At 38.8% G+C, this 26,113-nt stretch carries 28 protein-coding genes and 3 pseudogenes; 17 read left to right on the forward strand and 14 right to left on the reverse strand.

Going from position 1 to position 26,113, the window contains the following annotated elements; translation table 11 throughout:
- The first annotated feature begins 11 nt into the window (after window positions 1–11).
- The 7 genes and pseudogenes from KGF34_RS04895 to KGF34_RS04925 all read left to right on the forward strand — a co-directional run.
- Window positions 12–326 (forward strand): hypothetical protein, encoded by a 315-nt coding sequence (locus KGF34_RS04895; protein WP_014080633.1) that lies wholly within the window; start codon window positions 12–14, stop codon window positions 324–326.
- Window positions 326–631 carry a hypothetical protein gene (locus KGF34_RS04900; protein WP_005345966.1) on the forward strand — a complete coding sequence of 102 codons (306 nt, stop codon included), beginning with the start codon at window positions 326–328 and terminating at the stop codon, window positions 629–631. The genes KGF34_RS04895 and KGF34_RS04900 overlap by 1 nt, the downstream gene beginning before the upstream one ends.
- Window positions 607–2,328 (forward strand): MobA/MobL family protein, encoded by a 1,722-nt coding sequence (locus tag KGF34_RS04905; protein WP_212385406.1) that lies wholly within the window; start codon window positions 607–609, stop codon window positions 2,326–2,328. Before KGF34_RS04900 ends, KGF34_RS04905 begins: the two co-directional genes overlap by 25 nt.
- A complete protein-coding gene (locus KGF34_RS04910; RefSeq protein WP_003505369.1) occupies window positions 2,306–3,016 on the forward strand; it encodes a DUF6040 family protein in 711 nt (236 codons plus the stop codon). Before KGF34_RS04905 ends, KGF34_RS04910 begins: the two co-directional genes overlap by 23 nt.
- An 88-nt stretch (window positions 3,017–3,104) precedes the next feature.
- Window positions 3,105–3,698, forward strand: a complete 594-nt coding sequence (locus KGF34_RS04915; protein ID WP_003505367.1) for an abortive infection protein — start codon at window positions 3,105–3,107, stop codon at window positions 3,696–3,698.
- Complete coding sequence (locus KGF34_RS04920; protein ID WP_003505363.1) at window positions 3,699–4,562, forward strand: nucleotidyl transferase AbiEii/AbiGii toxin family protein; 864 nt, start codon at window positions 3,699–3,701, stop codon at window positions 4,560–4,562. It abuts the gene before it with no gap.
- Between the two features lie 148 nt (window positions 4,563–4,710).
- Window positions 4,711–5,005: pseudogene (locus KGF34_RS04925) on the forward strand (response regulator); the annotation flags it as partial.
- On the opposite strand, the gene KGF34_RS04930 reads toward KGF34_RS04925, so the two are convergent.
- The 6 genes from KGF34_RS04930 to KGF34_RS04955 form a co-directional block, all read right to left on the reverse strand.
- Entirely contained in the window at window positions 5,000–6,673 is a 1,674-nt protein-coding gene (locus tag KGF34_RS04930; protein ID WP_002604471.1) for a recombinase family protein, read from the reverse strand. The pseudogene KGF34_RS04925 and the gene KGF34_RS04930 overlap by 6 nt on opposite strands.
- A gap of 77 nt (window positions 6,674–6,750) precedes the next feature.
- Window positions 6,751–6,924: a transposon-encoded TnpW family protein gene (locus KGF34_RS04935; protein WP_002604472.1), complete on the reverse strand. Its 174-nt coding sequence runs from the start codon at window positions 6,922–6,924 to the stop codon at window positions 6,751–6,753.
- A 458-nt stretch (window positions 6,925–7,382) separates the two neighbouring features.
- Window positions 7,383–7,625, reverse strand: a complete 243-nt coding sequence (locus KGF34_RS04940) for a helix-turn-helix domain-containing protein (protein WP_002604473.1) — start codon at window positions 7,623–7,625, stop codon at window positions 7,383–7,385.
- Window positions 7,609–8,046 (reverse strand): sigma-70 family RNA polymerase sigma factor, encoded by a 438-nt coding sequence (locus tag KGF34_RS04945; protein ID WP_002604474.1) that lies wholly within the window; start codon window positions 8,044–8,046, stop codon window positions 7,609–7,611. The genes KGF34_RS04940 and KGF34_RS04945 overlap by 17 nt, the downstream gene beginning before the upstream one ends.
- 473 nt (window positions 8,047–8,519) lie before the next feature.
- Window positions 8,520–9,503 carry a 23S rRNA (adenine(2503)-C(2))-methyltransferase RlmN gene (rlmN, locus tag KGF34_RS04950; protein WP_002584956.1) on the reverse strand — a complete coding sequence of 328 codons (984 nt, stop codon included), beginning with the start codon at window positions 9,501–9,503 and terminating at the stop codon, window positions 8,520–8,522.
- Between the two features lie 16 nt (window positions 9,504–9,519).
- A complete protein-coding gene (locus tag KGF34_RS04955) occupies window positions 9,520–9,705 on the reverse strand; it encodes a cysteine-rich KTR domain-containing protein (RefSeq protein ID WP_003431289.1) in 186 nt (61 codons plus the stop codon).
- A 398-nt stretch (window positions 9,706–10,103) separates the two neighbouring features.
- Between KGF34_RS04955 and KGF34_RS04960 the strand changes: the two genes are divergently transcribed.
- The 3 genes and pseudogenes from KGF34_RS04960 to KGF34_RS04970 all read left to right on the forward strand — a co-directional run.
- Complete coding sequence (locus KGF34_RS04960; protein WP_002584957.1) at window positions 10,104–10,460, forward strand: helix-turn-helix transcriptional regulator; 357 nt, start codon at window positions 10,104–10,106, stop codon at window positions 10,458–10,460.
- A gap of 201 nt (window positions 10,461–10,661) precedes the next feature.
- On the forward strand, window positions 10,662–10,991 hold the full coding sequence (mobC, locus tag KGF34_RS04965) for a plasmid mobilization relaxosome protein MobC (protein WP_002584958.1): 330 nt from the start codon (window positions 10,662–10,664) through the stop codon (window positions 10,989–10,991).
- Window positions 10,952–11,167 (forward strand): annotated as a pseudogene (locus KGF34_RS04970) (endonuclease); the annotation flags it as partial. The gene mobC and the pseudogene KGF34_RS04970, both read left to right, overlap by 40 nt.
- Here the strand turns inward: KGF34_RS04970 and KGF34_RS04975 are convergent.
- Window positions 11,167–11,253: pseudogene (locus tag KGF34_RS04975) on the reverse strand (toxin-antitoxin system protein); the annotation flags it as partial. The pseudogenes KGF34_RS04970 and KGF34_RS04975 sit on opposite strands and share 1 nt — an antisense overlap.
- Window positions 11,254–11,561: 308 nt before the next feature.
- Window positions 11,562–13,220, reverse strand: a complete 1,659-nt coding sequence (gene rlmD, locus KGF34_RS04980) for a 23S rRNA (uracil(1939)-C(5))-methyltransferase RlmD (protein WP_252560044.1) — start codon at window positions 13,218–13,220, stop codon at window positions 11,562–11,564.
- 159 nt (window positions 13,221–13,379) lie between these two features.
- Here rlmD and murC point away from each other — a divergent pair, with 159 nt between their 5' ends.
- Window positions 13,380–14,765: a UDP-N-acetylmuramate--L-alanine ligase gene (gene murC / locus KGF34_RS04985; protein WP_186934517.1), complete on the forward strand. Its 1,386-nt coding sequence runs from the start codon at window positions 13,380–13,382 to the stop codon at window positions 14,763–14,765.
- Between the two features lie 90 nt (window positions 14,766–14,855).
- Here murC and KGF34_RS04990 read toward each other — a convergent pair whose 3' ends face one another.
- Both KGF34_RS04990 and KGF34_RS04995 read right to left on the reverse strand, forming a co-directional pair.
- Entirely contained in the window at window positions 14,856–15,134 is a 279-nt protein-coding gene (locus KGF34_RS04990; protein WP_252560050.1) for a helix-turn-helix transcriptional regulator, read from the reverse strand.
- A 46-nt stretch (window positions 15,135–15,180) separates the two neighbouring features.
- On the reverse strand, window positions 15,181–15,429 hold the full coding sequence (locus KGF34_RS04995) for a helix-turn-helix transcriptional regulator (protein WP_022234254.1): 249 nt from the start codon (window positions 15,427–15,429) through the stop codon (window positions 15,181–15,183).
- A gap of 127 nt (window positions 15,430–15,556) precedes the next feature.
- Here KGF34_RS04995 and KGF34_RS05000 point away from each other — a divergent pair, with 127 nt between their 5' ends.
- Complete coding sequence (locus KGF34_RS05000) at window positions 15,557–16,642, forward strand: leucine-rich repeat protein (RefSeq protein ID WP_252560053.1); 1,086 nt, start codon at window positions 15,557–15,559, stop codon at window positions 16,640–16,642.
- A 227-nt stretch (window positions 16,643–16,869) separates the two neighbouring features.
- Here KGF34_RS05000 and KGF34_RS05005 read toward each other — a convergent pair whose 3' ends face one another.
- The 4 genes from KGF34_RS05005 to KGF34_RS05020 form a co-directional block, all read right to left on the reverse strand.
- Window positions 16,870–17,058: a FeoB-associated Cys-rich membrane protein gene (locus KGF34_RS05005; RefSeq protein WP_022234511.1), complete on the reverse strand. Its 189-nt coding sequence runs from the start codon at window positions 17,056–17,058 to the stop codon at window positions 16,870–16,872.
- Window positions 17,059–17,085: 27 nt separating this feature from the next.
- Complete coding sequence (locus KGF34_RS05010) at window positions 17,086–19,578, reverse strand: ferrous iron transporter B (protein WP_252560055.1); 2,493 nt, start codon at window positions 19,576–19,578, stop codon at window positions 17,086–17,088.
- An 80-nt stretch (window positions 19,579–19,658) separates the two neighbouring features.
- Entirely contained in the window at window positions 19,659–19,880 is a 222-nt protein-coding gene (locus tag KGF34_RS05015; protein WP_022234513.1) for a ferrous iron transport protein A, read from the reverse strand.
- Window positions 19,881–19,892: 12 nt separating this feature from the next.
- Window positions 19,893–20,102: a FeoA family protein gene (locus tag KGF34_RS05020; RefSeq protein ID WP_022234514.1), complete on the reverse strand. Its 210-nt coding sequence runs from the start codon at window positions 20,100–20,102 to the stop codon at window positions 19,893–19,895.
- Window positions 20,103–20,557: 455 nt separating this feature from the next.
- On the opposite strand from KGF34_RS05020, the gene KGF34_RS05025 reads away from it, so the two are divergent.
- The 5 genes from KGF34_RS05025 (at window position 20,558) to KGF34_RS05045 (ending at window position 26,103) form a co-directional block, all read left to right on the forward strand.
- Window positions 20,558–22,960: a hypothetical protein gene (locus tag KGF34_RS05025; RefSeq protein ID WP_252560056.1), complete on the forward strand. Its 2,403-nt coding sequence runs from the start codon at window positions 20,558–20,560 to the stop codon at window positions 22,958–22,960.
- A gap of 347 nt (window positions 22,961–23,307) precedes the next feature.
- Entirely contained in the window at window positions 23,308–24,369 is a 1,062-nt protein-coding gene (locus tag KGF34_RS05030; protein WP_252560057.1) for a hypothetical protein, read from the forward strand.
- Window positions 24,362–24,979, forward strand: coding sequence for a response regulator transcription factor (locus KGF34_RS05035; protein ID WP_252560059.1), 618 nt, complete (start codon window positions 24,362–24,364; stop codon window positions 24,977–24,979). Before KGF34_RS05030 ends, KGF34_RS05035 begins: the two co-directional genes overlap by 8 nt.
- A 154-nt stretch (window positions 24,980–25,133) precedes the next feature.
- Entirely contained in the window at window positions 25,134–25,550 is a 417-nt protein-coding gene (locus KGF34_RS05040) for a hypothetical protein (protein ID WP_252560061.1), read from the forward strand.
- A gap of 73 nt (window positions 25,551–25,623) precedes the next feature.
- On the forward strand, window positions 25,624–26,103 hold the full coding sequence (locus KGF34_RS05045) for a hypothetical protein (protein ID WP_252560063.1): 480 nt from the start codon (window positions 25,624–25,626) through the stop codon (window positions 26,101–26,103).
- The last annotated feature ends 10 nt before the right edge of the window (window positions 26,104–26,113 follow it).

Raw genomic sequence — 26,113 nt, forward strand, 5'->3', positions numbered from 1 at the left:
ATGAAGACGATATGGCGAAATCAACAAAGACTTATGAAGAAAGAATACGTGCATTAGAGAAAAAGGAACAGGAAAGCATTGAAGCTACAAAAAAGCTCATTGCACAGCGGAAGGAACTGGAAAAGCGAAAGAAAGCAGAGGAAAGTAAAAAACGAACCCACAGGCTCTGTCAGATTGGTGGCGCAGTGGAATCGGTTCTTGGCTGTCCGATTGAGGAGGAAGATTTACCAAAGTTGATAGGCTTCTTAAAAAGGCAGGAAACAAACGGAAAGTTTTTCTCAAAGGCGATGCAGAAAGAGCCACTTACAGATATGGAGGAAGTGTAATGGCGGAGGGAGTGGTTTTTCCATTCCCTTCATTGCCTTTGAATGAAGGGCGCACTTATGGACAACCAGAGGTCGTCCTTATAAGTTTGCCACAAGTGGCAACCGGTCTGCGCTTACGCTTGCCGGGCTCGTTCCGTCGGCGGGGCTTTCAGCCAGACCTGCTCATGCCGCAGGGGGCACTCTTGCGCAGAGGGCGTTCCGACAGCTTCACTTCTGCCAAACCAGAAGAAGATGCTGTCGGAAATCAATGCCGGATACGGCAGAAAGGGGGAATCGTATCATGGCGATATTTCACTTTACAGTAAAGATTGTCGGGCGCAGTAAAGGAAAATCTGTCATATCCGCATCGGCATATCTTAATGGAGATGTGATGAAGAATGAGGAAACAGGCAGAATCAGTTACTATACTTCCAAAAAGGAAGTCGTCTACACCAGTCTGATGATGTGCGAAAATGCACCTCCTGAATGGCTGCATGTACCGGAAGAAAATATAAAAAGGTTTCAACAGTCTATCCGTTATAAAAGAGCGGATGATAAAGATGCCGCACTGGAAAAGTTTAAAATCACATTTCAGAAACAGCGTCTATGGAATGAGGTATTGAAGATAGAAAAAAATGCAGATGCACAGCTTGGACGCTCATTTGAATTTTCCCTGCCGAAAGAATGGAGCAGACAGGAACAGATTGATTATACAACCGAATATATTCAAAAGACTTTCGTGGATAAGGGAATGTGTGTCGACTGGAGCATACACGATAAGGGCGATGGAAACCCACATGTGCATTTACTTGTAACCATGCGACCATTCAATCTGGATCATTCATGGGGCAGCAAAGAAGTCAAGGACTGGGATTTTGCCAGAGATACTGACGGAAATATCGTGGTTGATGAATCCCACCCGGACTGGTGGCAGGATAAGAAAAATCCTGACCGGCATGGAATCCGCATTCCGGTACTTGATGAAAACGGAGTACAGAAAGTCGGGGCAAGAAACCGAAAACAATGGAAACGGGTTCTGACCGATGCTACCGGCTGGAATAATCCAAAGAATTGTGAGTTATGGCGAAGCGAATGGGCTGGGATGTGTAACCGGCATTTATCCATAGACAATCAGATTGACCACCGCTCTTATGAAAGACAGGGCAAATTAAAAATCCCTACGATTCATGAGGGTGCGGATGCAAGAAAGATTGAGGAAAAATATCTCACCGGACAGATATGGAATGGTTCATGGAAGGTAGAGGAAAACCAGATGATTAAAAAACAAAATGCACTACTGCAAAAGGTAATCACAACCTTTGGTAAGGTATCCGGTGCATTGTCAATATGGAAGGAGTGGTTGAATGACATTAGAAGAAAGCAAAGAAGTAATTCCCATGATGGAAGCAATGATTACACAGATAGAGGAACAGCAGAATATTATGGCAGAGATGCTTCAGGAAATACAGGAAAAGGACGAGAAGCTGATGTGCTTTCAGGAGCAGGAAGAACGATTGCAGCAATTAGAGAGCGAATTATCAGAACTGCTTCAAATCTTGCCGGATACAGAAGAACTGTTGATACTTCTGGAAGAAAAGACAGACCAGATACAGAAGCTTACAGACGAAAATCAGCAATGGCAGGAATTGGCACAGAAATTAAACAGCGAGAACCGGCTATTGCAGAAACAGAACAGCGAATTACTGAACTTGAACAGCAATTAGAGAAAGGAAGGTCGATTGATGAACGAATTAAGAAACTCAAAGAGCGACGATCAACTGGAAGAGTTGCTTCTGCTGACAGAGCAGATGCAGGAAGAACTCGACCAGAAAGACAGGACTATCCGGGAACTGAAAATGCAGCTCGACGAATCGCTGACCTTGAACGAGAGGTTAAACAGCGAGAACAGAGCAGGGAACATTCAAGCCTTAAAGAACGACTTGAGGAAAACAAAAGAATTGTTGCAGAGAGAGAAAGAGAAAACGCACGCTGCCGAAATCATGACAGAGGAATGTCAAGATAAGCTAAGGCAGGCAGAACAGGAACGGGACTATGCACTCTCTCATCAGAAAAAAGTAGAGATACCGGTTGAAAAGCCAGTACTCTATCAAAAGTGTGGGAACTGTAACCTGACAGCTTATCTGAAAGCCAAGGAAAAGTATGATACGCAGAGAGAAAAACTGGCAGGCAGATATAAAACAAAAACAGCCATGTATGAAGCATTGATGTTTCTGCTGATATGGTATTCCGTATCAACTACTCTTTTTCAGATGATACGGTCAAAAATATTTATTTCTGATTGCGTGGTATTCTTTGATACAATCGCCACTTTTATACAGACCATTGCAGGGTGGATTATACTGACAGGAAAGAACATGGCACAGATTAGTAATGGAATATCCAATCCTGTCGTTGCCGGAATTGTATATTGGCTGATAAGAATACTGATCTGCGGTGGATGTTTGGTGGGTGCTGGAATACTTGTAGCATTTATAGAGATAAAGATTGCAGAGTTATATAAGAAGTGCTGTTGGGATATGATTACCATAATGGTAATACTTATAAGCATGGCAACAGCTATCTACTTTGGGAAGTGGATAAAGACAACATTGCCAATCAATCTGCTATTTCTCTTATTATTCGTGCAACTGGTATATGTTGGAATCAGGTGGTATGTAAAGGGATGGCGAGAAACAAGGGGATATCATTAAAACAAAAATACCGATATTTTATTGGTACTATATGTCTTTACTTTCGTGCTAATATATATTATCATATTAGCACGAAAGGAGAAAGCATATGACTCAGTTTGAAAAATTAGATTTGTTGTTGCGTGAATGTGGAGGGACAATTCAGACATTTCAAGTTCTAAATAATGGAATTAGTAAGTCTGTGTTTTATGCATATGTGAAGGAACGAGGATTAGAACAAGCTGCTCATGGTGTGTATGTATCGCCGGATACGTGGACAGATGCAATGTACCTTTTGCATTTACGTTGTGGTCAAGCTGTATTTTCTCATGAAACTGCATTGTTTTTTCATGATTTAACGGACAGAGAGCCTTTGAAATACACCATAACAGTAAGAACTGGATATAATCCAAGTCGTTTGCAGGAAGACGGTTTTCAAGTGTACACAGTAAAAAAGGATTTACATGAAATAGGAATCATAGCTATGCAGACATCATTCGGACATTCCGTTCCCGTTTATGACATGGAGAGAACAATTTGTGATCTGCTTCGTAGCAGAAAAAATGTTGAAATGCAGGTCTTTCAAGACGCATTGAAACAATATGCAAAACGTAAGGATAAAAACTTACGGATGCTTATGAAATACGCAGCTATGTTTCATGTTGAAAACATACTTAGACCATATTTGGAGGTGTTACTTTAGATGATAACAACGGCAAGACAATTAAAGGATTTAATTCGTAATATGTCAAAGAAAAAATCCGCAGATGCACAGATTTTGATGCGGAATTATATGATGGAACGTTTTTTAGAACGAATTTCTTTATCAGAGTATAAAAACCAGTTTATATTAAAAGGTGGAATGCTTGTGGCGGCAATGGTTGGTCTGGATGCCAGAGCTACTATGGATCTGGATGCTACCATAAAAGGCACTAATGTTAGTGTGGAGGATGTAGAAATGATTATATCCCAAATTATATCAATTCCACTGGACGATGGTGTTTCATTTCGGGTCAAACGGATATCGGAAATCATGGAAGAAGCAGATTATCCTGGTGTTCGTGTAAGCATGGAAACGAAATTTGATGGTGTAATCACACCATTAAAGATTGATATTTCTACAGGGGATGTAATTACACCAAGAGAAATCAAGTACAAATTTAATCTTATGCTTGAAGACCGCACTATTGAGGTATGGGCATATAATCTGGAAACGGTATTGGCTGAAAAATTGGAAACTGTTGTTAGTCGAAACGTTACAAATACACGAATGAGAGATTTTTATGATATTTATATTTTACAAAAGTTGTATGGAGAACAACTCCAAAAACAAGTTTTATGGACTGCACTTGTGGCTACAGCCAAAAAAAGGGGAACATTAGACCTGATAGAAGCTGAGGATATAAGAGAAATATTTGATGAAATTGAATCAAGTCCGGTTATGGAGACCTTATGGAAAACATATCAAAAAAATTATTCTTATGCTGCTGATATTTCATGGCATGCAATTGTGAAGTCAATCTGTGCATTATATGGAAGTATATTGGAGAATATGTATGACACATAAAAAACTGATATGTAAATTACGTTAGCATTTTGAGTTGCCTAAATTCGAAAGTTAGGAAAATCTTAATAATTTCTCAGGCAATCCATTGTGAATTTAGATGTTGTATTTGCTATACTTAATTGGAAATATGAGCAAAGGAGTTGAAAATATGTCTGAAAAGATATTGATTATAGATGACGAGCAAGATATAGCGGATCTGTTGGAGGTCTACTTGAAAAACGAAAATTACGTCGTTTATAAATTTTACTGCGCAACGGATGCCATGTCGTGTATTGAAAGCGGCGACATTGATCTTGCCATTCTGGATATTATGCTCCCGGATATGAACGGCTTTTCACTTTGCCAGCTTATCCGAAAGAAATACACTTATCCAATCATAATGCTAACGGCTAAAATTGAGGAAACGGATAAAATAACGGGGCTGACATTTGCTGGGGTTAGATAGCGATACTTTTTACATCTACCATGTTGCGGCGGTCATGGTTGACAACTTGCGTCGGCTCCTGCTCGGTATCAACCTGTCCGACAAAGCTATAATGGATTTCGATTTTCCGGGTGTTGGTTTCCCGGTCTAATTCATGTATCAAAATACGGTCGATAAACTCATGGACGTTTTCATAGGTCAATTCCTGTATGTCGCTGTATTTCCCGACAATCTGAATAAACCTTGATATATCCCTTTTTCGCTCGGTAACGGTTGCGATCTGCTGTTGTAACTCGTCTATCCTTGCGGCAAGGGATTTCTTTTCGTCCTCATAGCCGGAAGTTAGAAACACAAACCGTTCATCTGTCAGTCTGCCTAATGCGTTGTCCTCATACAGCTTGCGGAAAAGCGTGTCAAGTTCGGTCATACGCGCCTGTGCTTTGAAAAGTTCCTTTTGCTGCTGCGCTAATGCCTTTCTCGCTTCCATGTCGCCGTACTCGGTAGCTTTACAGATAAAGTCCTGTTCGTGTTCCTTAACATACCGCAAAACCCGCCGCATATCTTCCAGCACTAAATCAAGAAGTACGTTTTTGCGGATATAATGAGAGGTACACTCGCTGCCTGTCCTTGCCCTGTTGCGCCATGCGCCGCAAGAATAGGAAAACTTGCGCGGCTCGATATTTACGCCCTGTTGGTAATACATCTTATGTCTGCAACCAGCGCAAAACAGCAAGCCGGAAAAAATATCAATCTCCGCTGCTTTTGTCGGGCGGTGGCGGGTAGCAATCCGCTTTTGCGCAAGTTCAAAGGTTTCCTCGTCAACAAGCGGCTCATGGGTGTTTGGGAAGAAATAGCGTTGTTCTTCTTCGTTCTTCCGGGTCTTTTTCGACTTGTAGGATACCTTGTGAGTTTTCGCGGTTATGGTATGCCCTAAATATTCCTGCCTTGCTAATATGTCATAGAGCGTTTTGTCCGGCCAAGTATAGGGGGCGATCATTGCCCGCTGATACCGCGCCTGTCCTGTACGCTGATAGCGCAACGCTCCAATCGTCAAGACTTTGTTTTCCGCAAGCCATTTTTGGATTTCGCACATACGCACGCCGCTAACAAACATAGCGAAAACCTGTTTGACAATCGGCGCGGTTTCCGGGTCGGGTATAAGGTGGTGGCGGTTGTTCGGGTCTGGGATATAGCCGTATGGATATTCCCCGTTGACGCGCTCGCCTTTTTGCGCCTGTGCCTGTTTAACTGCGCGGATTTTCTTGCTTGTGTCGCGGGCGTAAAACTCGTTAAACCAGTTCCGCAAGGGGGTAAACTCGTTATCCTCCCGCGCTGTGTCAACTCCGTCGTTGATCGCGATATAGCGTACTCCGTTTTCGGGAAATACAATCTCTATGAGTTCGCCCGTTTTCAGATAGTTTCTGCCAAGACGGGAAAGGTCTTTGGTAATGACCGTCGCCACTCGTCCGGCTTCCACTTCCTGCAACATCGCTTGCAGCCCCTCGCGCTCAAAACTCACGCCGGAAAATCCGTCGTCCACAAAAAACTTTGTGTTCAAAAAATGGTGTTCGTCCGCATAGCGTTGAAGTATCATTTTTTGGTGCTGTATGCTTCCGCTTTCTCCGGCTTGCATATCCTCTTGACTTAAACGGCAGTAAAGGGCGGTGATTTTATTCGACTGTAACATTAGTCCTCCTTTCCGACAGCCGAATAAACAGGTATAATGTGTTGCTATCATTATACCATATCCCGCCGCCTAATGCACTACTCGGACGCTAAAAATCCCGGATTTCCGGGCTTTTTCTGCAAATCCTTTACAATGAGTTTCTCAATCTTTTTATGGATTGTATCGGTTGCCTTTTCACTCGGCAACGCTTGAACAAGATAGGTGATTTTCCCTATTTTGCGTTCGGTTGTAATTGTCTGTTTTTTATCCATTAGAAAAACCTCCTTTTCCTGTATGGATAAACTATATTCGTCAAAAGGCAAAAACGGGCGGTTATTAGCTGCAACCTCACGGGAGTTTCACCCCGGCCCATGCTTATGGGTGCGCCGCGCAATACTTTGAGGGTGTTCAACGCGGGAGTATCATTGTGCCGCCTTGTATGTCGTCGCCCACAAGCTGCTAAACCTGTTTTACGGCGCGGTAGTTCTCGCTCGGCTTTTCCCCTATGGGGAAAAGCTGTCATGGCGTACCCGCCGACTGGCTCGGTACAGACGGAATGTACCCGTTTGCCTGTTATGCTGCGCACCAAAGGCCGCTTTCTTTGTCAAAGAACAATAGGCTTTGTCGGCCTGCAAAAGCACATCAACAGCGGATATGCTTTTGCGGAACGACAAATAGCCCATAACGGGAAGCGTGGAAAGGGGACACGCTCCCCGCATGGGCTAAAAGATTATCCTACATGAAAAGCAAGGGTGCGGGTAATAAGGCGCACTTGCAGCCTGTTACGCATTTCCTCGTCCACATAGGAATAGGTATTGCCCGCGTCGTCTTTCAGCGTGCGGGTACAAAGTTTCGCTATGTAACCCTCGTAGTGCTTCAAGATCGCGCACATGGCGGTTGTGTCGCCGTTTGCCGCTGCGGAAATGACAGGGAACGGCAACAGATTTTCAGACTTCCTAACGGTATTCATCATCTGCTTTTCCCTCCAAATACTGTTTGATTTTCGCAAGCGCGGATTTCCTGTGCCGGAAAACCGTCGTGCGTACAACATTCAGCAGTTCGCCAATTTCCGCGTCGCTCATATCCAAGAAGTAGGACAAAAGGATAATGTCGCGTTTCCTTTCGGGCAAAGCGTTAAGGGCTTCGGCAAGCAGTTCATTTTTGACGAGTACATCAAAGCCGGACACTTGAAAACGGAAATAATCGCTTTCGTATTCGTCCGTTGTGAAAAGCTGCGCGAGTTCGCTTTCGCTCAAATCCGAAAAAGTAACTTCGCGTGCTGCGCGTTTCGCAAGAGTGCGGCGGTGGCTTTTCGCTTCGCCGACCAAAGTTTTCTTTGCTAATGCGTCGTACTGATGTTGTATTCTTTCCTTGTCGGAAGAAGATAGCTCCATAGAGTTCACCTCCTTCCCGCGTGGAGTAGAGGACGGGAGTTAAGGGCTTGTCCTCTCTGCCCCTTTCGCTCCGTACCCGTTCGGGAGATGGCTCTTGAGTGCGCTTTTCAGAAAAAAGTTGAAAAAAGCAAAATGCGCCCGTCCGCAAGACGCGGACGGGCGCAAAGGAAATGTAAGCAGTAGCTAAATGTATTGACAGTTCACATTCATAGCCGGAATATCCCGCTTGCGGAGCATAGCTTTTTTTGACCGCAAAGCATTAGGCGGGTTACAGTAAATAAAAATGGACACGGCGATACCTCCCCGATACCGCCGTATCCTTAAAAAAGGGCGACTTTAATACACTACCCGCAATCCATTCTATAATAGGGAACAGCGGCTTTTGCGCAATATTAAATAAAAAAGCCGATAACACATAGGTTTTTTGACCTAATGCGTTATCGGCTCTGCGTCTATGCGTCTGGCACTTTTAATCATTTTTTTTTGAATTTATTATATGTGTTAGCTAACTGTCCACAAGCCGCGTTAATCTCTCTGCCATGAGAAACTCTCATAGTAACTTCAAGTCCTGCTTGCTCTAATTGATGTTTGAATGCAACTATTTCCCGTTTCTGTGGTGCTTTAATTCTTGAATTGCTTGTTGGGTTGTATTGTAACACGTTAATCATAACTTTTTTGCCCCGAAACCATTTTGCAAGTTGTCTTACATCTGAGGGCCGGTCATTTATACCCGGTAAAAGCAAATACGCAAAGACAATTTTGCGATTATGCCTTTCAGAATAGGATAAGGCTTGCTTAACAACATCTTCAATAGCATATATGCGCATGTGAGGAATAATACGATTTCTTGCAGATTGTGTTGCTGCGTGTAAAGATATTGTCAACTGAATTTTAAGATGTTCCTCGCGCAATTTTTTTAATTGATCGACCGGACCAACTGTTGATATGGTAATGCCGTCGGTTGGAAAGTTGAGCCCATATCTATCTCGGAGAATATGGATTGCTTTTATCAAGTTGTCATAATTGAATAAAGGCTCTCCCATACCCATAAAAACGATACGGTTTACTTTTCGACGCAACAATATAATCTGTTGTACGATTTCTGACGATGTTAGATTACGAACAAAGCCATTTCGCCCGGACTCACAAAAAATACAACCAACAGGACAACCGACTTGTGTGCTCACGCAAACAGTTCCACCATCTCGCCGCTTGATAAAAACCGTTTCAATGTATTTGTTGTCTTTCAGTTCGTAAACATACTTTTCAGTATCACTGCTTTTGCAAATATTTTTTACCAACATTGATAGATTTTTTTTGCGTGGTAATTGCTTATATAATTCTTCATATAAGGCTTTTGCTTCATTCTCGCCAATAACTTCCGACATTTCTTTGTAAGTAAATCCGTATGGATCATTCCGTACTTCCGCAGGCGTATATTTAGGTAAACGTTTCATTTTTATATCCTTTCTTCTAAATAATAAAAGTTTGTTTTTCTGTATTTTTGATTACAATCTCTAATTTTTCTACATCAATGATATGCGTCAATTTGCATTTAGGGCAGAAAAGAGGAAAATCTTTTAATACAGTATTATGAAATACTTGAACTCTCGTCTTTCCGTTACAAATCGGACATTTTATCCAATATTTTTTAAGCATTATATTTCACTCGTCCTTTTTACACAAAAAAATGCAGGTCAATCCTCAACATGAGCATTGACCTGCATTTATAATGCACAGAGCAGTACAACAAAACTAAGGCATAGCTTGCACTATGTCTATACTATATCTATACGTCGTTAGTTTTTTGTATAGCATCCGCAAAATAAGCATGACAAAAAAGCCCATGTTGAAAATGGGAAAATCCTTTTTTTCAATGCTTATCTAATACGCATGCTATGCAACATAAACGCCGCCTCCTTTTACATAAATTTTATTTTATCAGAAAATCAGTCTACTGTCAATACACAACAGGAAGTATTTAACCTAATGATATGAATTGTGTGGACATATCCAAAAAGAAAGGTGAACTGTAAAATGTAACAGGGTGAATGAAAATGGCAAAAAGACCCGTACCATTGTACGACTTTAAGGCTTTCGGGGCAGCTATAAAAGCCGCGAGAAATGAATACGGCGAGAGCCGCAAAAAGGTAAGCGACGAGTTATATATTTCCCCGCGCTACCTTGCGAATATCGAGAACAAGGGACAACAGCCGAGTTTACAGGTATTCTATGACCTTGTAACCCGGTATCATATTTCGGTAGATCAATTTTTCTTCCCGAACAGCAATGCGGAGAAATCCACCGGGCGGCGGCAGCTTGACGCGCTGCTGGACGGTATGAGCGATAAAGGCATACGGATTGTAACCGCAACAGCAAGGGAGATAACGGAAGTCGAAAAAGCAGAGGATTAACCTCACAATATGAGAAATCGGGAGATTGCAGCGCATGGCGGCTGCAATCTTTTTTTGCGTCCAAAATCAAAGGAACGCGCAACAAATACCGCCTTTCGGTGGGGGTATGGAGTAGATAGCAAGCACAGCAAACGAGTACCCGTTTGCGGAAAATGCTTGTTGGGATAATCCCAAACCCTTATACCGAAAGGCGGTGCGGAAATGGAAAACCGAAAGAGAAATATACAGATGAAGTTTTACGTTACGGAAGAAGAAAAGCGGCTGATCGACGAGAAGATGAAGCAGCTTCCCATAAAGCAGTATGGGGCATACTTCCGTAAAATGGCGATAGACGGGTATATTCTTGTCGTTGACCGAAGCGACACAAAAGCATATATCCGGGAACTGCAAGCGGTGAGCCGGAACATCAACCAAATTGCAAAACGCGCCAATGCGACGGGGACGGTTTACAGGCAGGATATAGAGGACATTAAAAAGGCGGTGGACGAGATATGGCGGTTACAAAGACGCACCCTATTAAATCAACCTTAAAGGCTGCGATAGACTATATCTTAAATCCCGAAAAGACAGACGGGAAGCTGCTTGCGTCCTCTTTCGGCTGCGGGCTGGAAACCGCCGATATTGAGTTTGCATGGACGCGGGAAGCTGCCGGAGATCGCGGCACACATTTAGGGCGGCACTTGATACAATCCTTTGCGGTGGGAGAACAGTCAATGCGGAGCATATAGCCAACAGAGGTGTAAACATCAATACTGTTGCGCTTGGGATTGTATTCTGCAAATATTGTTCTCATCGTATTAAATCTCCTTATCGTTAAATCAATCATTTGTTGCAAAAATCAGAAGCATTTCAATCAGTTCACAATGTCACTTTTATTTTGTGTTATACTGTTTTATATAATTTTCTTGCCCTTGTTTTTGCCCTTATCAGAGTTCGTAAACACTGGTGGGACGATATAACGCAAGGGAAACAATAAGGGAAAGCTCACCTGCGATAAACTTTGTGTTTTCAAGGGATTGAGAGATATTTGATAATAAAATATAACAGTTATTAAATCCCTTGGAATATATGAAATCTCAATTCAAGTTTATCAAACTCCTTTTATTCCTGCTGAATCATCTTAAAATGCTCCAATGCCTCCACAATTGCTCTCTCTTTATCCTCCGGGCACTGTGGTTGCCTACTATCTTCATTTTTAGGTAAATTATAATTCTTTCCAACCTCAATTCCACATTTTCTCTTTACCTGTGAAATATACAGATTGGAAACCTTCATGCCGGCATTATGTTCAGCCACATACTTCTTTATCTCATCATATGTTGCCTTAGTATCTGCAGATGTTATATCCACATCATCAAGTTCAATCGTGACATTAATGTAATCATCCGGCTTTTGTTTCATTTGGGACAAAAGAACAACCGTCTCCACATGCGCTGTTCTTGGGAACATATCGCAAGGTGTTACTTCTTTGGTTTTATAGCCGTTTGACTCGAAAATTTCTAAATCTCTTGCAAGGGTTGCGGGATCACAAGACACATACACAACTCGTTTCGGTGACATTTGTGCTACGGTCAAAATTACATCTTCGCCGCAGCCTTTTCTTGGCGGGTCAAGCACTACAACATCAGGTTGAAGTCCCTCTGCTTTAAGTTGAGCCGCTGCCTTTGATGCGTCGGCACAAATAAATCTTGCGTTCTCTATGCCGTTTGCTTTTGCGTTTTCGTTTGCATTCTTTATAGCATCCTCGACAATTTCCGCACCGACAAGTGTTTTGCAGTTTTCTGCCATTGTAAGTCCTATTGTACCTGTTCCGCAGTATAAATCAAGCAGAATTTCGTCGTTTTGCAGGTTTGCGTATTCTTTTGCTTTACCGTACAGTTTCTCTGCTTGGGCACGGTTTACCTGCCAAAATGAAAACGGTGATATTTTAAATTTAAGTCCGCATAAAACATCGGTAATGTGGTCACTGCCGTATGCAACACGATTTTTCTTGCCTAAAACCACATTTGTTTTTTCTCTGTTAGAATTAATAATTACGCTTTTTAGGTTAGGCAAGCCGTCTTTTAACATTCTGACAAGTTCGTCTTCCTGTTTTAAGCCGTTGCCGTTGACAACATAACAAACCATAAGTTCGTCAGTAATCTCACCAAGACGCATATATAAATGTCTTAATCTGCCTTTGCCTGTTGTTTCGTCATAAATATCAGCATTTGTTTTATCTATAAATCTTTTCGTAATTTCTATTACAAAATTAAAAACCTCAGGCTGCAATAAACAGTCATCACACGGAATAATTCTGTGCGTATGAAATGAATAAAATCCGAACACCGCACTTCCGTCTTTTGCCCTACCTATAGGAAATTGCGCCTTATTTCTGTATCTGTCAGGTCTTTCGCAGCTGATAATATCTTTAAATTCAAAGTCTTTAATTCCGCCTATTCGTGTTACCGCATCGTAAACACGCATTGATTTTATTTTTAATTCTTCTTCATAAGAAATATGCCGCCAAGTACAGCCACCGCATTTTGAGAACTGCGGGCAGTCCGCCTCGATTCTTGCGGAAGACGGAGTAATTATATTTTCAATTTTACCGAAAGCATAAGTTTTCTTTGTTTTTAATATTCTTACTTCAAGTTCATCGCCTACTGCGGAAAGCGGAACAAATACGGCGATACCGTCCTCTGTTTTTCCTACGCCGCTGCCCTCTGCGGTAGCCGAAGTTATGTTTAATTTTATAATATCATTCTTAACTAAATTCACTGATTATCACCGATTATATTGTAACATTTTTAATATAAATTGGCAATATAAAAACTAAAATACGAAAAAATATATTACAAATTGAAAAAAGGTATTTATTTTTTTTGACTATAGCTTTATAATATAAGATAGAATTTTTGTGAATGGAGAATGAGTGTTTTGAATTACGACATTTTACTTGATAATATAAAAAGGATACATTTTATCGGCATCGGCGGCAGCGGTATGTGTCCGCTTGCAGAGATTTTAAACAGCGAGGGCTATCAGCTTTCGGGCTCGGATATGAATGAGGGCGAGACACTCGACAGAATCAAAGGCTACGGCATTCCCGTATATATGGGACATCGTGCAGAAAATATTGACGGTGCAGAGCTTGTGGTATATTCTGCCGCTATCAAAGAAGATAACCCGGAAAGAAAAGCAGCTGTTGAACAGGGTATTCCTTGCATTGAAAGAAGCGTTATGCTCGGCGTCGTAACAAGAAGATACAAGAGAAGTATTGCGGTTTCCGGTACTCACGGCAAGACCACAACCACAGCCATGCTTTCACAGGTACTTATCGGCAGCGGTTTTGACCCATCGGCAATTATCGGCGGCAAACTTCCGTTTATCGGCGGCAACAGTTATGTAGGTCAGAGCGACATTATCGTTTGCGAGGCTTGCGAGTATGTTGATACATTCTTACAGCTTAATCCGTTTATTTCTATTATACTTAACATTGATGCCGACCACCTCGACTACTTTAAAAATCTTGACAACATTAAAAAGTCATTTAATAAATTTGCAAAACAGACTACAGGTTTGCTTGTAATCAACGGTGACGACCAAAACACACTTGATGCAGTAAACGATGTTGACATTGAAAAAATCACCTACGGCTTTGGCGAAAACTGCGACTACAGAGCAGAAAATATTTCTGCAGACAAGGGTGTTCACGAGCAATTTGACATCTATTACAAGGGCGAACTCCTTACAAATATTAAGTTGATTGTTCCGGGCAAGCATAACATTTATAATGCACTTGCCGCAGCGGCTACCGCACATTACCTTGGTGCAACACCTAAGGAAATCGCCGAAAATCTCCATAAATTCGGAGGTGTTCACCGCCGTTTTGAAATTCTCGGTACACCCGAGGGAATTACAGTGGCAGACGATTTTGCTCACCACCCGACAGAGCTTACCGCAACACTCAATGCCGCAATGAATATGGGCTTTAAAAAAGTATGGGCGATTTTCCAGCCGCATACTTTCTCAAGAACAGCACTTCTTCTTGATGATTTTGCAGAGGCTCTTAAGATTCCGGATGTTGCGATTATTTCTGAAATTCTCCCTGTAAGAGAAACAAACACATATAATATTTACTCAACCGACCTCGGCGCAAAAGTACCGAACTCGGTTTGCCTTGACACTTTTGAAGAAATTACAGACTATGTATGCAAAAACGCAAAAGAGGGCGACCTCATTCTCACAATGGGCGGCGGCAATGTTTATATGTGTGCCAATATGATTTACAATCAGCTTAAGTATAATGAGGAGAATAAGTAATTTCATATTTCAATTCAAGGAATTAAAATTTAACAGATATACAATCAGCCTGACTTCATACGAAATCAGGCTGATTTTTTGCTTGAATAATTATTTATTTCTAATATCGTCAATTATCATTTGTATATGAGCAATCTGCTCTTGAGATAACCCCGAAACATCAACGGTTTCCCTATCGTTAATACCAAGCAAATAATCGGCACTTACTGAATAGGTATTTACTATTTTAATAAGCATTTCCACAGACGGCTGAATATTGTCGTTTTCCCAATTACTGATAGTCTGCTTTGTTACATTAAGAGCCTGTCCGAATTGCACCTGATTCAGTCTGAGCGAAAACCTTAATTCACGAATTCTTTTGCTTAACATATCAACACTCCAATACAAGTATCATATTTATATCAGGCTTTTAATTTTATACCATAGCAAAAATATCATTAGGCTGAATTTCAAATACCTTGCAAAAAGCCACTATTTCTATATCTGTTATAAATCTTTTTCCGCATTCTATTCTTTGAATTGCATTTTTGTCTAAATCCAATCCAAAAAGCTGCAATTTTTCAGCAAGCTGTCTTTGACTGCATTTAGGATTTAATGCAAGTCTTAATTCCGCAATCCTCTTTCCGCATACATTATTCATATTTTCATTTTTATTTTTAAACATTTTTTATACTCCTTTGACATTTAGTGCTTGTCAATAAGAATATTTTATGCTATAATACACCTGTAATTGACATTTAGTGAGTGTCAATTGTGAATAATAAATTAAATAACGCAAGGAGCGATAAAAAATGAAAAAAGTTAAAAGATTAACAGCCGTAATACTGTCTGCACTTATGGCAGTAAGTGCATTTTCCGTACTGCCTGTAAGTGCGGCTGAGGTTGAAAGTAATACTTCGGTTGTGTCTTCAGATGAAAATTTTATAAGCGGTGACTATGAGTATACATTTCTTGATGACGGTACAGTTGAAATATCCAAGTATGTGGGAAATGATAGTGATGTAACTATTCCTGATGAAATTGACGGAAAAAAGGTTACGAGTATAGGCAAAGGTGCATTTGAAAACAATATAAGTATTAAAAATATTGAAATGTCAAACAATATATTATCAATATATGACGGTGCATATTATAATTGTCAATCATTAGAAACCATTAAACTATCTAACTCATTGACAAGAATTTGGGTAGGAGCATTTGGAAATTGTTTATCATTAAAAAGAATAGATCTTCCGGATAGTTTATCATATGTTGATGATTTCGCCTTTGGTAATTGTGAGAGTTTAGAAACAGTAAATTTTCCGGATAAACTTTCAGATAATGGCTTTTCAAAAGGTTTAGCAAAGTCTGTATTTGAAAATTGTATTAATTTAACATATGTTAAACTACCTGATAACTTACAATATATTAGTTATGGAGTTTTTTCAGGCTGTAATAAATTACAAAAAATCACTATACCGCAAGATGTAACTTCTATAGGTAATAAAGTTTTTTATAATTGCACTAATTTAAAAAGCATTATTATTCCTAAAGATGTTAGTTTTATAGCCCGTGATTCATTTGAAAATTGTAATATACTAACTATAAACGGCTACATTGGAACATATGCAGAAACTTATGCAAAAGAAAATGATTTTGAATTTATTTCAATAGATGAAAAAATTCTCACAGGCGACGCTAACCAAGACGGTATTATAGATGTAAATGATGTTACATACTTGCAAATGCACATTGCAGGCAACAAAAACACCGACGGTTCTGCGCTTATTGACGAAACTAACAAGCAACTGTTTGACTGCGTTGATATGAACAAAGACGGTAAACTTTCTGTTTCCGATGTAACCGAATTGCAGATTTATATTTCAAACAACAACTAAAAATCAAATGATACAAGAAAGGCTATCGCAAGGTTAAAATGCGATAGCCTTGTTTTATTTATAAGGAGTTATCCAAATATTTGTTGTAATATTTAATTATGATTCAGCAAATTGCTTGATAATGCAATTTGCTAAACCATAATTTTCCCCCAACTATTGAAAAATAATCAAAAAACAAAACAAGCGACCGAACACTTAAAATGCTCGGTCGCTTTTGTCAGCAATAATTATTTATGGTTGTTAGAGTGGCATTTACCTGCCATTGCACAGGATGCACATCCGCAGCCACAGCTGCCACAAGAAGATTTGCCCTTTTTCTTTGCTCTGAAATGGCTGATAATAATTGCAGCAACTACAGCAACAACTATAAGCAAAACAACTATTGTACCAATATTATCAAGTAAAAAAGTAAGCATATACATCCTCCTCTATCAAAATCTAAATTATTTTACCTTTACAGAAGTTTTTAATGTATTAGCCTCTTTGTATGGTCTTACGAGCATATAAATCATAAATGCAAGTACCAATACAGCGAAAATAAGACCGATAACATTTACATTACCTGTAAAGAGTCCGCCAAACTGATTAATCATAAGAGCGATTGCATAAGCAAATACACACTGGTAAGCTACTGCAAAACAGGTCCACTTAGCATTATTCATTTCTCTCTTCATAGCACCGATAGCTGCGAAGCAAGGAGCACAAAGGAGGTTGAATACGAGGAATGAGAAACCGCTGATTGCTGTGAAAGCACCGCCGATTTCTGACCATCCGCCCGGATAAAGAATACCCATTGTACCAACGATATTCTCTTTAGCAACAAGGCCTGTAACCGATGCAACTGCTGCCTGCCAATTGCCCCAACCAAGCGGAGTAAAGATCCAAGCAATGCAGTTACCGATAGCGGCAAGAATTGAATTGCTGATCTGATCCTCTGAAAGCATCTGGAACTGACCGTCAACAAATCCGAAGTATGTTGTAAACCAAACAATGATTGTTGAAAGAAGAATGATTGTACCGGCCTTTTTGATAAATGACCAGCCACGCTCCCACATTGAACGGAGAAGGTTGCTTACTGTCGGGAGATGGTAAGCGGGAAGTTCCATAACGAACGGAGCAGGATCGCCTGAGAAGATCTTTGTCTTCTTAAGCATAATACCCGAAACTACGATTGCAGCCATACCGATGAAGTAAGCTGATGTAGCAATCCACGGTGAACCACCGAAAATAGCACCTGCGATCATAGCAATAAATGGCATCTTAGCACCGCAAGGAATAAATGTTGTTGTCATAATTGTCATACGACGGTCACGCTCGTTTTCAATTGTACGAGAAGCCATGATACCCGGAACGCCGCAGCCTGTACCGACAAGCATTGGAATAAATGATTTACCTGAAAGGCCGAACTTACGGAATACACGGTCAAGTACGAATGCGATACGAGCCATATAACCGCAGCTTTCAAGGAAAGCAAGGAGTAAGAAAAGTACAAGCATCTGCGGAACGAAGCCAAGAACCGCACCAACACCGGCTACGATACCGTCAAGAATAAGTCCGTTAAGCCAATCGGCACAGTTGATAGCGTCAAGGCCGTCACCGATAAGAACAGGAATACCCGGAACCCATACACCGTATGTGCTTGCATCAGGAGCGCCATAGCCTTCCTTATAATTTGTATCAAGATAATTATCAACAGCTTCCTGTAACTGAGCCTTAGTTGTATCAGGAGTTTCAGTTACCTCAAGTGTTTCTTCGTCTTCTACAGAATAAGTAACGCTTGCGTCTGCAGGAGTTAAAGTAACGAGCTGTGAAAGAGCAGCTTTAGCAGCATCTTCAGAATAATTTTCATTTTCAAGATCAATTGCAGCTGCAATATCGTCATTACCGTATTCTTCATTGAAAGCTTCAATGATTGCATCTGAATCGCCGTAATTTTCTTCTGCCTCTTCTGCCTGTGAAGTACCTATACCGAACAAATGCCAACCGTCACCGAACAATCCGTCATTTGCCCAGTCTGTTGCCATTGAACCTACAGTCTGCATTGAAATGAAGTAAACAAGGAACATAATTACGGCAAAAATCGGAAGACCAAGCCAACGGTTTGTAACAACCTTATCAATCTTATCTGATGTTGAAAGGCTACCTTTGCTCTTCTTTTTATAGCAAGTCTTAATAATAGTAGCTATGTAAATATATCTTTCGTTTGTAATAATGCTTTCGCTGTCATCGTCAAGCTCTTTTTCGGCATTTTCAATGTCAGTTTCAACATGCTTTTTAATTTCGTCGCTAAGGTTAAGCTTTTCCATAACCTTATCATCACGCTCAAATACCTTGATAGCGTACCATCTCTGCTGTTCTTCGGGCATTTCGTGAACTACTGCCTCTTCAATATGAGCAATAGCGTGCTCAACAACACCGTTGAATGTGTGCATTGGAACAGTTTTTGTGTTCTCGGCAGCATCAATTGCAGCCTCTGCCGCTTCCATAATACCTGTGCCCTTCAAAGCAGAAATTTCAACGACCTTACAGCCAAGCTCTTTAGCAAGTGCCGAAGTGTCAATCTTATCTCCGCTCTTCTTTACAACATCCATCATATTAATGGCAACAACAACCGGGATACCGAGCTCTGTAAGCTGTGTTGTAAGGTAAAGGTTACGCTCAAGGTTAGTACCGTCAACAATGTTAAGGATTGCGTCAGGTCTTTGCTCGATAAGGTAGTTACGAGCAACTACTTCTTCAAGTGTGTAAGGAGAAAGTGAGTAAATACCCGGCAAGTCCATAATTACAACATCGTTGTGCTTTTTGAGCTTACCCTCTTTCTTCTCAACGGTAACGCCCGGCCAGTTACCAACAAACTGGTTTGAACCTGTAAGAGCGTTAAAAAGGGTTGTTTTACCGCAGTTAGGATTACCTGCAAGTGCAATTTTAATACCCATTAGTGTCTTCCTCTCATAGATTTAGTTATTTTAGACTAACTTAAAATTTAAAAATATCGGGGATAAACCCCGTATTTAACTTAAACAAGTTCAATCATTTCAGCATCGGCTTTACGCAAAGAAAGTTCATAACCTCTTACTGTAACTTCAATAGGATCACCGAGCGGCGCAACTTTACGGATATAAATTTCAACGCCCTTTGTAATACCCATATCCATAATTCTGCGCTTAATAGCGCCCGCACCGTTAAGTTTTGCAACTTTTACGGTTTCTCCGATTTTTGCTTCTCTCAGAGTTCTCATATTGTACCTCCATTAAATCATAATTTTGCTTGCCATTTCACGGCTGATTGCAACTCGTGCTCCTTTTACATTAACAATAAGGTTACCCGCCATTGAAGAAACAACTGTAACTGTGCCGCCAACAACAAAACCCAAGTTTTCAAGATGTGCACGAACCTCAGAGTTACCTCCGATTTTTTTAATAATGTTTTCAACGCCCGGATCGGCAAATGTTAAAGGCATAAGCTCACCATCCTCGCTATACAGCATTAGTGCTAACTAACTTTGACAGTACAAAAAAGTTAGCACTCGCTAACTGATTATTAGTTTACTACTTTTATATTAAAAAGTCAATAAGTTTAATAAATTTAAAATAATTCAACACTAATTTCGTTAAATTGACAAATTTTATATTACTTAATTCGGTAAATTGATATATTCTTTTTAATACTTTTTCGCATCTGTTTACCGCAAATCTTTTACTTATCAATATTATGCAATTGCAAAGCAAAATATGAATTATTTTTATATAAACAATAAACAAGCGGTGGTTTTTTGCCACCGCTTGCTAAGGTTTTTATTTTTTAAAATTTGTCTTATGCGAAATTTTATGTTACAATTCTAGAATATTCATAATAATGTAACTTTCAAATTTTGCATACAATAAAATTAATTTAAAGCTAAAAGGCGGTGAAGTAATGCACAAAAAGATTAAAATTTCAATTTTGGTTATGCTCTTAATTTTGCTTTGTACTCTTTTTAACGGTTGTATGAACCATATAAAGACCATTTCAGTCAATAACGAGGATTACTTTAATGCATTAAAATGCGATAATGATGAATATAATTTAGTTATATCCGAAAGTTCGGTAGTAGATAATCTCAATAACGGTTATGCTGCTCAAGCTGATGAACTGCTTGCAAAAAGCCTTATGGATAGTGGCGGGCATTATTATTGGTATCCACATTATATCACAACGATAGTAATAGCAGTTGACACAGGCAAAGTAAAAGAAAACATAAACAGCTTTAATTCTCTTGCAGGTGTTGAAGAAAAAATCTATATAGATTCAGATTATTATAATTACATTACCGCATCAATCGGCTATTCGCTTAAAAAAGAAAATTACCGTATTGACGATGCCATTAATTACCTGAAAGAAATGGAAAGAAATGGCAGACTCAGCAACAGCAATACTGAACTTCCAATATGGATCTGCACCGATACACAGGCTGTTAAACTAAAACGAGGTAACAAAAATATAGACATTATTATTCCAAATGATGGTACTCTTTCTTTTGTGCAAGGAATAATTTCACCATACCCACTATGTTTTGAAAACAATCTCTGCAATAATATAAATCAAAATGACTTGCGAACATATAACAACGTATCTCCCCTGTATCCTACCCAAGAAAAATATTCTAACGCTGTTATTTATACCGATTACCGGCACTTTAACGAGCAATCAACAAATGTTATTAAAAAGATGAGGAGAACAGTTTTTGAGCAACGCAGATATTCAACAGCAGACGGACAAGAGCATATTTTGTCAGCAGTATTTTTCATTACATTAACAGTGCTGTGGATAGCTGTGCTTGGCTTGAGAGTAATTAACAAAAGGGTTAAATTATCTTTTATTATTATCGGTTCAATGCTTATTCTATGGCTTACAGCGAGGTGCATTAAGTGGCAAATTAATTCTCCGATGATTGAAAGACAGCTTTGGTACAGCTACTATCTTTTTCAATTCGGTATAGCAACAGGTCTGTTATATTTAACAAGCGTAACAGACAAACCAAGCAGCAACAAAATCATACCGCTGCGGATTCTGCCTTTTATAGTGGTTGAGCTATTTCTGCTATGTCTGATATTCACAAATGACTACCATCAGCTTGCTTTTTCGTTTTATAACGGAATTGAAAACGGTTCCTCTGAATACACCTACGGCATTGTATATTATTTATCTATGCTGTGCATTGGATTACAAACTTTCATTGTATTGTTGTGGCTTATAGTACGCAGTATAAAAAGTCCGAATAAGCTAAATATTTTTTACCCTGTTACTTTTTTCCTTTTGATTTTTTTATATACTGTTGCCTATGTAATGCGTCTGCCGTTTGCCTTTGAGAGTGATATGACGGTAGTTATCACATTTATTATCCTCGCATTTATGGAAGTATGCTTGCGCAGCAGTCTTATTCCCACCAACACAAAATACAAAAATCTTTTTAAAAATTCACCGCTTAAAATGGAAATTCTCAACAATTATTTTGAAAAAGAAATTACTGCAAATTTCGACTACTGCCTTACCGATAAACAAAAAGACAGCATTATTAACGGTAAAAATCCAATAAAACTTGATGAGAACACACTGCTTTTCAGCAAGAAAATTTCCGGCGGATATGTTGTTTGGCAGGACGATATTTCTCAGCTGAACAAAATGTATTCAAATACTAAAACTACTGTAGAAAAGCTAAGGGCAACCAATGCCTTAATCAGAAAAGAAGAAAAAGCAAGGCGAAAATACTTACAAAACGAGGAAAAAATAGACATTTGCAACAGTCTTGAGAGTGAAATTTCCGATAAACTCAAGTTGCTTTCCCGTTTACCTGAAAAGATGAAAAATCAAAGCAATAATTCCCTGCTTACTGTCAAAGCCGCATTACTTTTGTGCTACATAAAACGCAGGTGTAATATGTTTTTTATTGCTCTTGAGGAAAAATATTTTTCCTCTGATGAACTAAGTATGTATATAGACGAACTCGGAAGCTTTGCAGAATATTCCAAAGTAAAGCTGCTCTGCACCAATAACGGCAATAAAAAGCTTGACATTGAACACGCAAATCTTATGTATGAGTTTATGTACAACATTCTTGACGAAGCAACACAAACAAAATGCGAATACATATTTGCTCGCACAGAAATATCCGATAAGGAAATTTCTATAAAGGTGATTAGCTCAACGAAAATCAACAGTAATATTTTTGACAAAAAATTTATGATTTCACTTGAAAAATCGGGTGGTAAAATCATCGAGCAAAATGATGACGATAACCTTGGCATTTGGCTTTTGCTTAAGGGTGGTGAAAAGCAATGAATTACATTTATTTTTATCCTGAATTTGTGCGAATTTTAGTTTGTATCTTGATAATTGCAGGCATTTGTATGCAATGCTTTGCATTTATATACAAATTTAACAGTGGAGCAAAAGGTTTTAAATATGTTTGCGAACTATCATTTGAATTTTCCGTAATACTGCTGCAATTTATTTATGGTTATATATATTCCTGCATTTATTACCAAACTAATATATCAATTTATTATCCCGAACAATATTTAGCTGTTGGGTACATAGCATCCATTTTGTTTTTAATTATGCTTATTGCAACTGCTGTTTATTTAAAGCAAGCACACATAACATTATCAATATGCTTTGCTCTGCCATTGCTGCCATTTGCAAATCATCTTGCAAACGGTACATTTACAGTTGTTCTTTTTACTGCACTGATAATGTTTATTATAAGAAGTGTACATTTAATATTAAAAGTAAGTAAATTAAAACGAAACACTATAACTCCGCTTTCTGTAAAGGAATCAATAGACGCACTCAATACAGGAATTTTATTTTGCAGAAATGACGGGCAGATTCTGCTTGCAAATCATTGCATAAGTAATTTGATGACGGAGATTTTTAATAAAGAATTTACAAGCGGACTAAAGTTTATAAACGAAATCCGTAATATTTCCAACACACAAAATCAGCAAACAGTTTGCAAAGTTAAAAATTCTTATTATATGATTAAACAAACCGAAATGTATATAAAGAAAAATCCATACTTTCTGATTACCTCCACAAATGTTACAGAACAGATGAATGCAATGCAGGAGCTATTGAGCTTGAAAGCAAGACTTGTTCAAAAAGGTAATGAACTGAATTTTCAGCTAAATAATCTTGAAACCTCATGCAAAGAGGGTGCTCTGTTACAGATACGCACAAGAGTACACGATTTACTGGGACAAAAGCTTTCTGTACTTTTGCGAAAATTACAGAATAAAGATGATAATATAGACGCTGATGCTATTGAAAAATTCTGTAACAGTATAATGAAAGATATATTATCGGATGAAAAAAATGCATCTGATAAAAGTCTGATTCTCCTGCAAGAAGTAATGTCATCAATAGGTGTTGAGCTTGCAATAATCGGAGAAATGCCGTATGATAATGATATAGCCGCACTTTTTGTAGAAACAATACGAGAATGCAGTACAAATGCGGTCAGACATTCACTTGCCACAAAAGTGCGTGCAGAAATCAAGAGCAAGGATGGCATTAATTCTCTTAAAATCACAGATAACGGAACAAATACCTGTACTACAATCCAACTTGGCACAGGACTTTCCGGACTTAAAAATAAAGCAGAAATGCTCGGTGGAACCCTCAGTGTTACACCATATCCGCATTTCGCAGTTGAGTTAACCGTAAAGGAGGGTGAAAACTATGATTAAAGTATTGATTGTTGACGACCACACTTCTGTCAGAGAAGCTTTTAAAGAAATGTTTGAGAAAAAAGATGATTTTTGCGTTGTTGGCGAAAGTGCAAATGCGAACGATTGTGTGCTTTTATGTGAAAGGCTAAGTCCCGATATTGTACTGTTAGATGTATGCACAGAGGGATACTCCTCCGGACTTGTTGCTACAGAAAATATCAAACAGAATTTTAAAGATATTAAGGTAGTGGTTATGAGCGGCTTTGATGAAATATCTTATTCTCCTCGTGCTAAAGAGGCAGGTGCAGACGCATTTGTATATAAAAGCAAAAGTATGACATTTTTTATTGATACAATACGAAAAGTGCTGAATGGAGAAAAATATTTTCCTGAACCCAAAACAATTCCTTTGCCAAAGGGTGAAACTCCTTTTACTGAAAGAGAAATGCAAATTCTCAGATTAATTTGCAAGCATAAATCAAGAGGAGAGATTGCCTCGGAGCTTTATATCTCGGAAAACACAGTAAAATATCACATTGGTAATCTGCTTTCAAAAACCGGATGCTCAAGTGTTGCTCAGCTTGCAATTATTATGATTTCAAGCGGTTACATCAACCCTCTATATTAAAATATAACAAAATATAACTTTGCCACCTTTTATTTACAGTAATTTTGCCAAAACTACCCAAATGGGTAGGGCAAAATATTATAAGTTACTGTACAATATAATTGTATCAAGGATATATCTCCTGTACAAATATATTGAAAAGGTGGTTTTTTTAATGAAAGGAAAAGGATTACTTAAAGTCGTTGGTATTTTAATGATTATCGGCGGTGCAATTTCTATTATCATGAGCATTATTGCCATTGCAAGTGTAGGCACTTTAACTTACTTCACAGACGGCGACCTTTCCTCTGTTCAACTTAATCCGACAATAATTTATACTTCATGTGTTGTTATGATTCTGGGTTCGGTTGCTGAGCTTATTGCAGGTATCATTGGTGTAAAAAATTGTGCAAAGCCCGAAAAAGCAACCTCGTGCTTAGTGTTCGGTATTATTGTTGCAATATTTAATTTACTCGGCATTATTATTGGTGCGGTTGGCGGTAGTGGCTTTAATTTCGTGTCACTCATAATAGGCCTTGTATTACCTGTACTCTTTATTGTTGGTGCGGTAATGAATAAGAAGTCTAACTGATAGTAAATTACAAGGCAGATGTGTTTTTACTCATCTGCCTTTATTTGTTTTATAGAATATTATTATTTTGAAAATGAAAAAATCGGTTGTGATTTTATTGTGTATACTCAATATATTTTTATTTAACAGTTGCAAAGATAAAAACAAATCAACTTTTTCACCTCAGCTTGAATATATAAGCATAAGTTGTAACCATTCAAACTATAATTATTGTTATAGCTTTACAGCATACACAAAAGACAGTAAGGCTTACTTTTCAGCAGATTGTACCATTGAGAATTTTGAATTAAGCGGTAAGCATATAGAATTTGAAAATAAAAAAATAGCTTATAATGAGTTTTTAAAAATTCAAAATTTCGCAAAAAAAAATAATCTTTATAATTTATATAGCAATCATAAAAATATACCATACGATGCTTGCGACATAACTACATACTCAATCACGACAAAGTGGGAAAATCAGCAAGAACTTACAGTATCGGATTATAGCTTTGATACTGATATTCAAAACTATTTATATTTATTAGCAAAAAAATATTGCAATTCAAAATAAAGGAGGAAAA

Source organism: Ruminococcus sp. FMBCY1 (genome assembly GCF_023921805.1).
Lineage (GTDB): Bacteria > Bacillota > Clostridia > Oscillospirales > Acutalibacteraceae > Ruminococcoides > Ruminococcoides intestinale_A.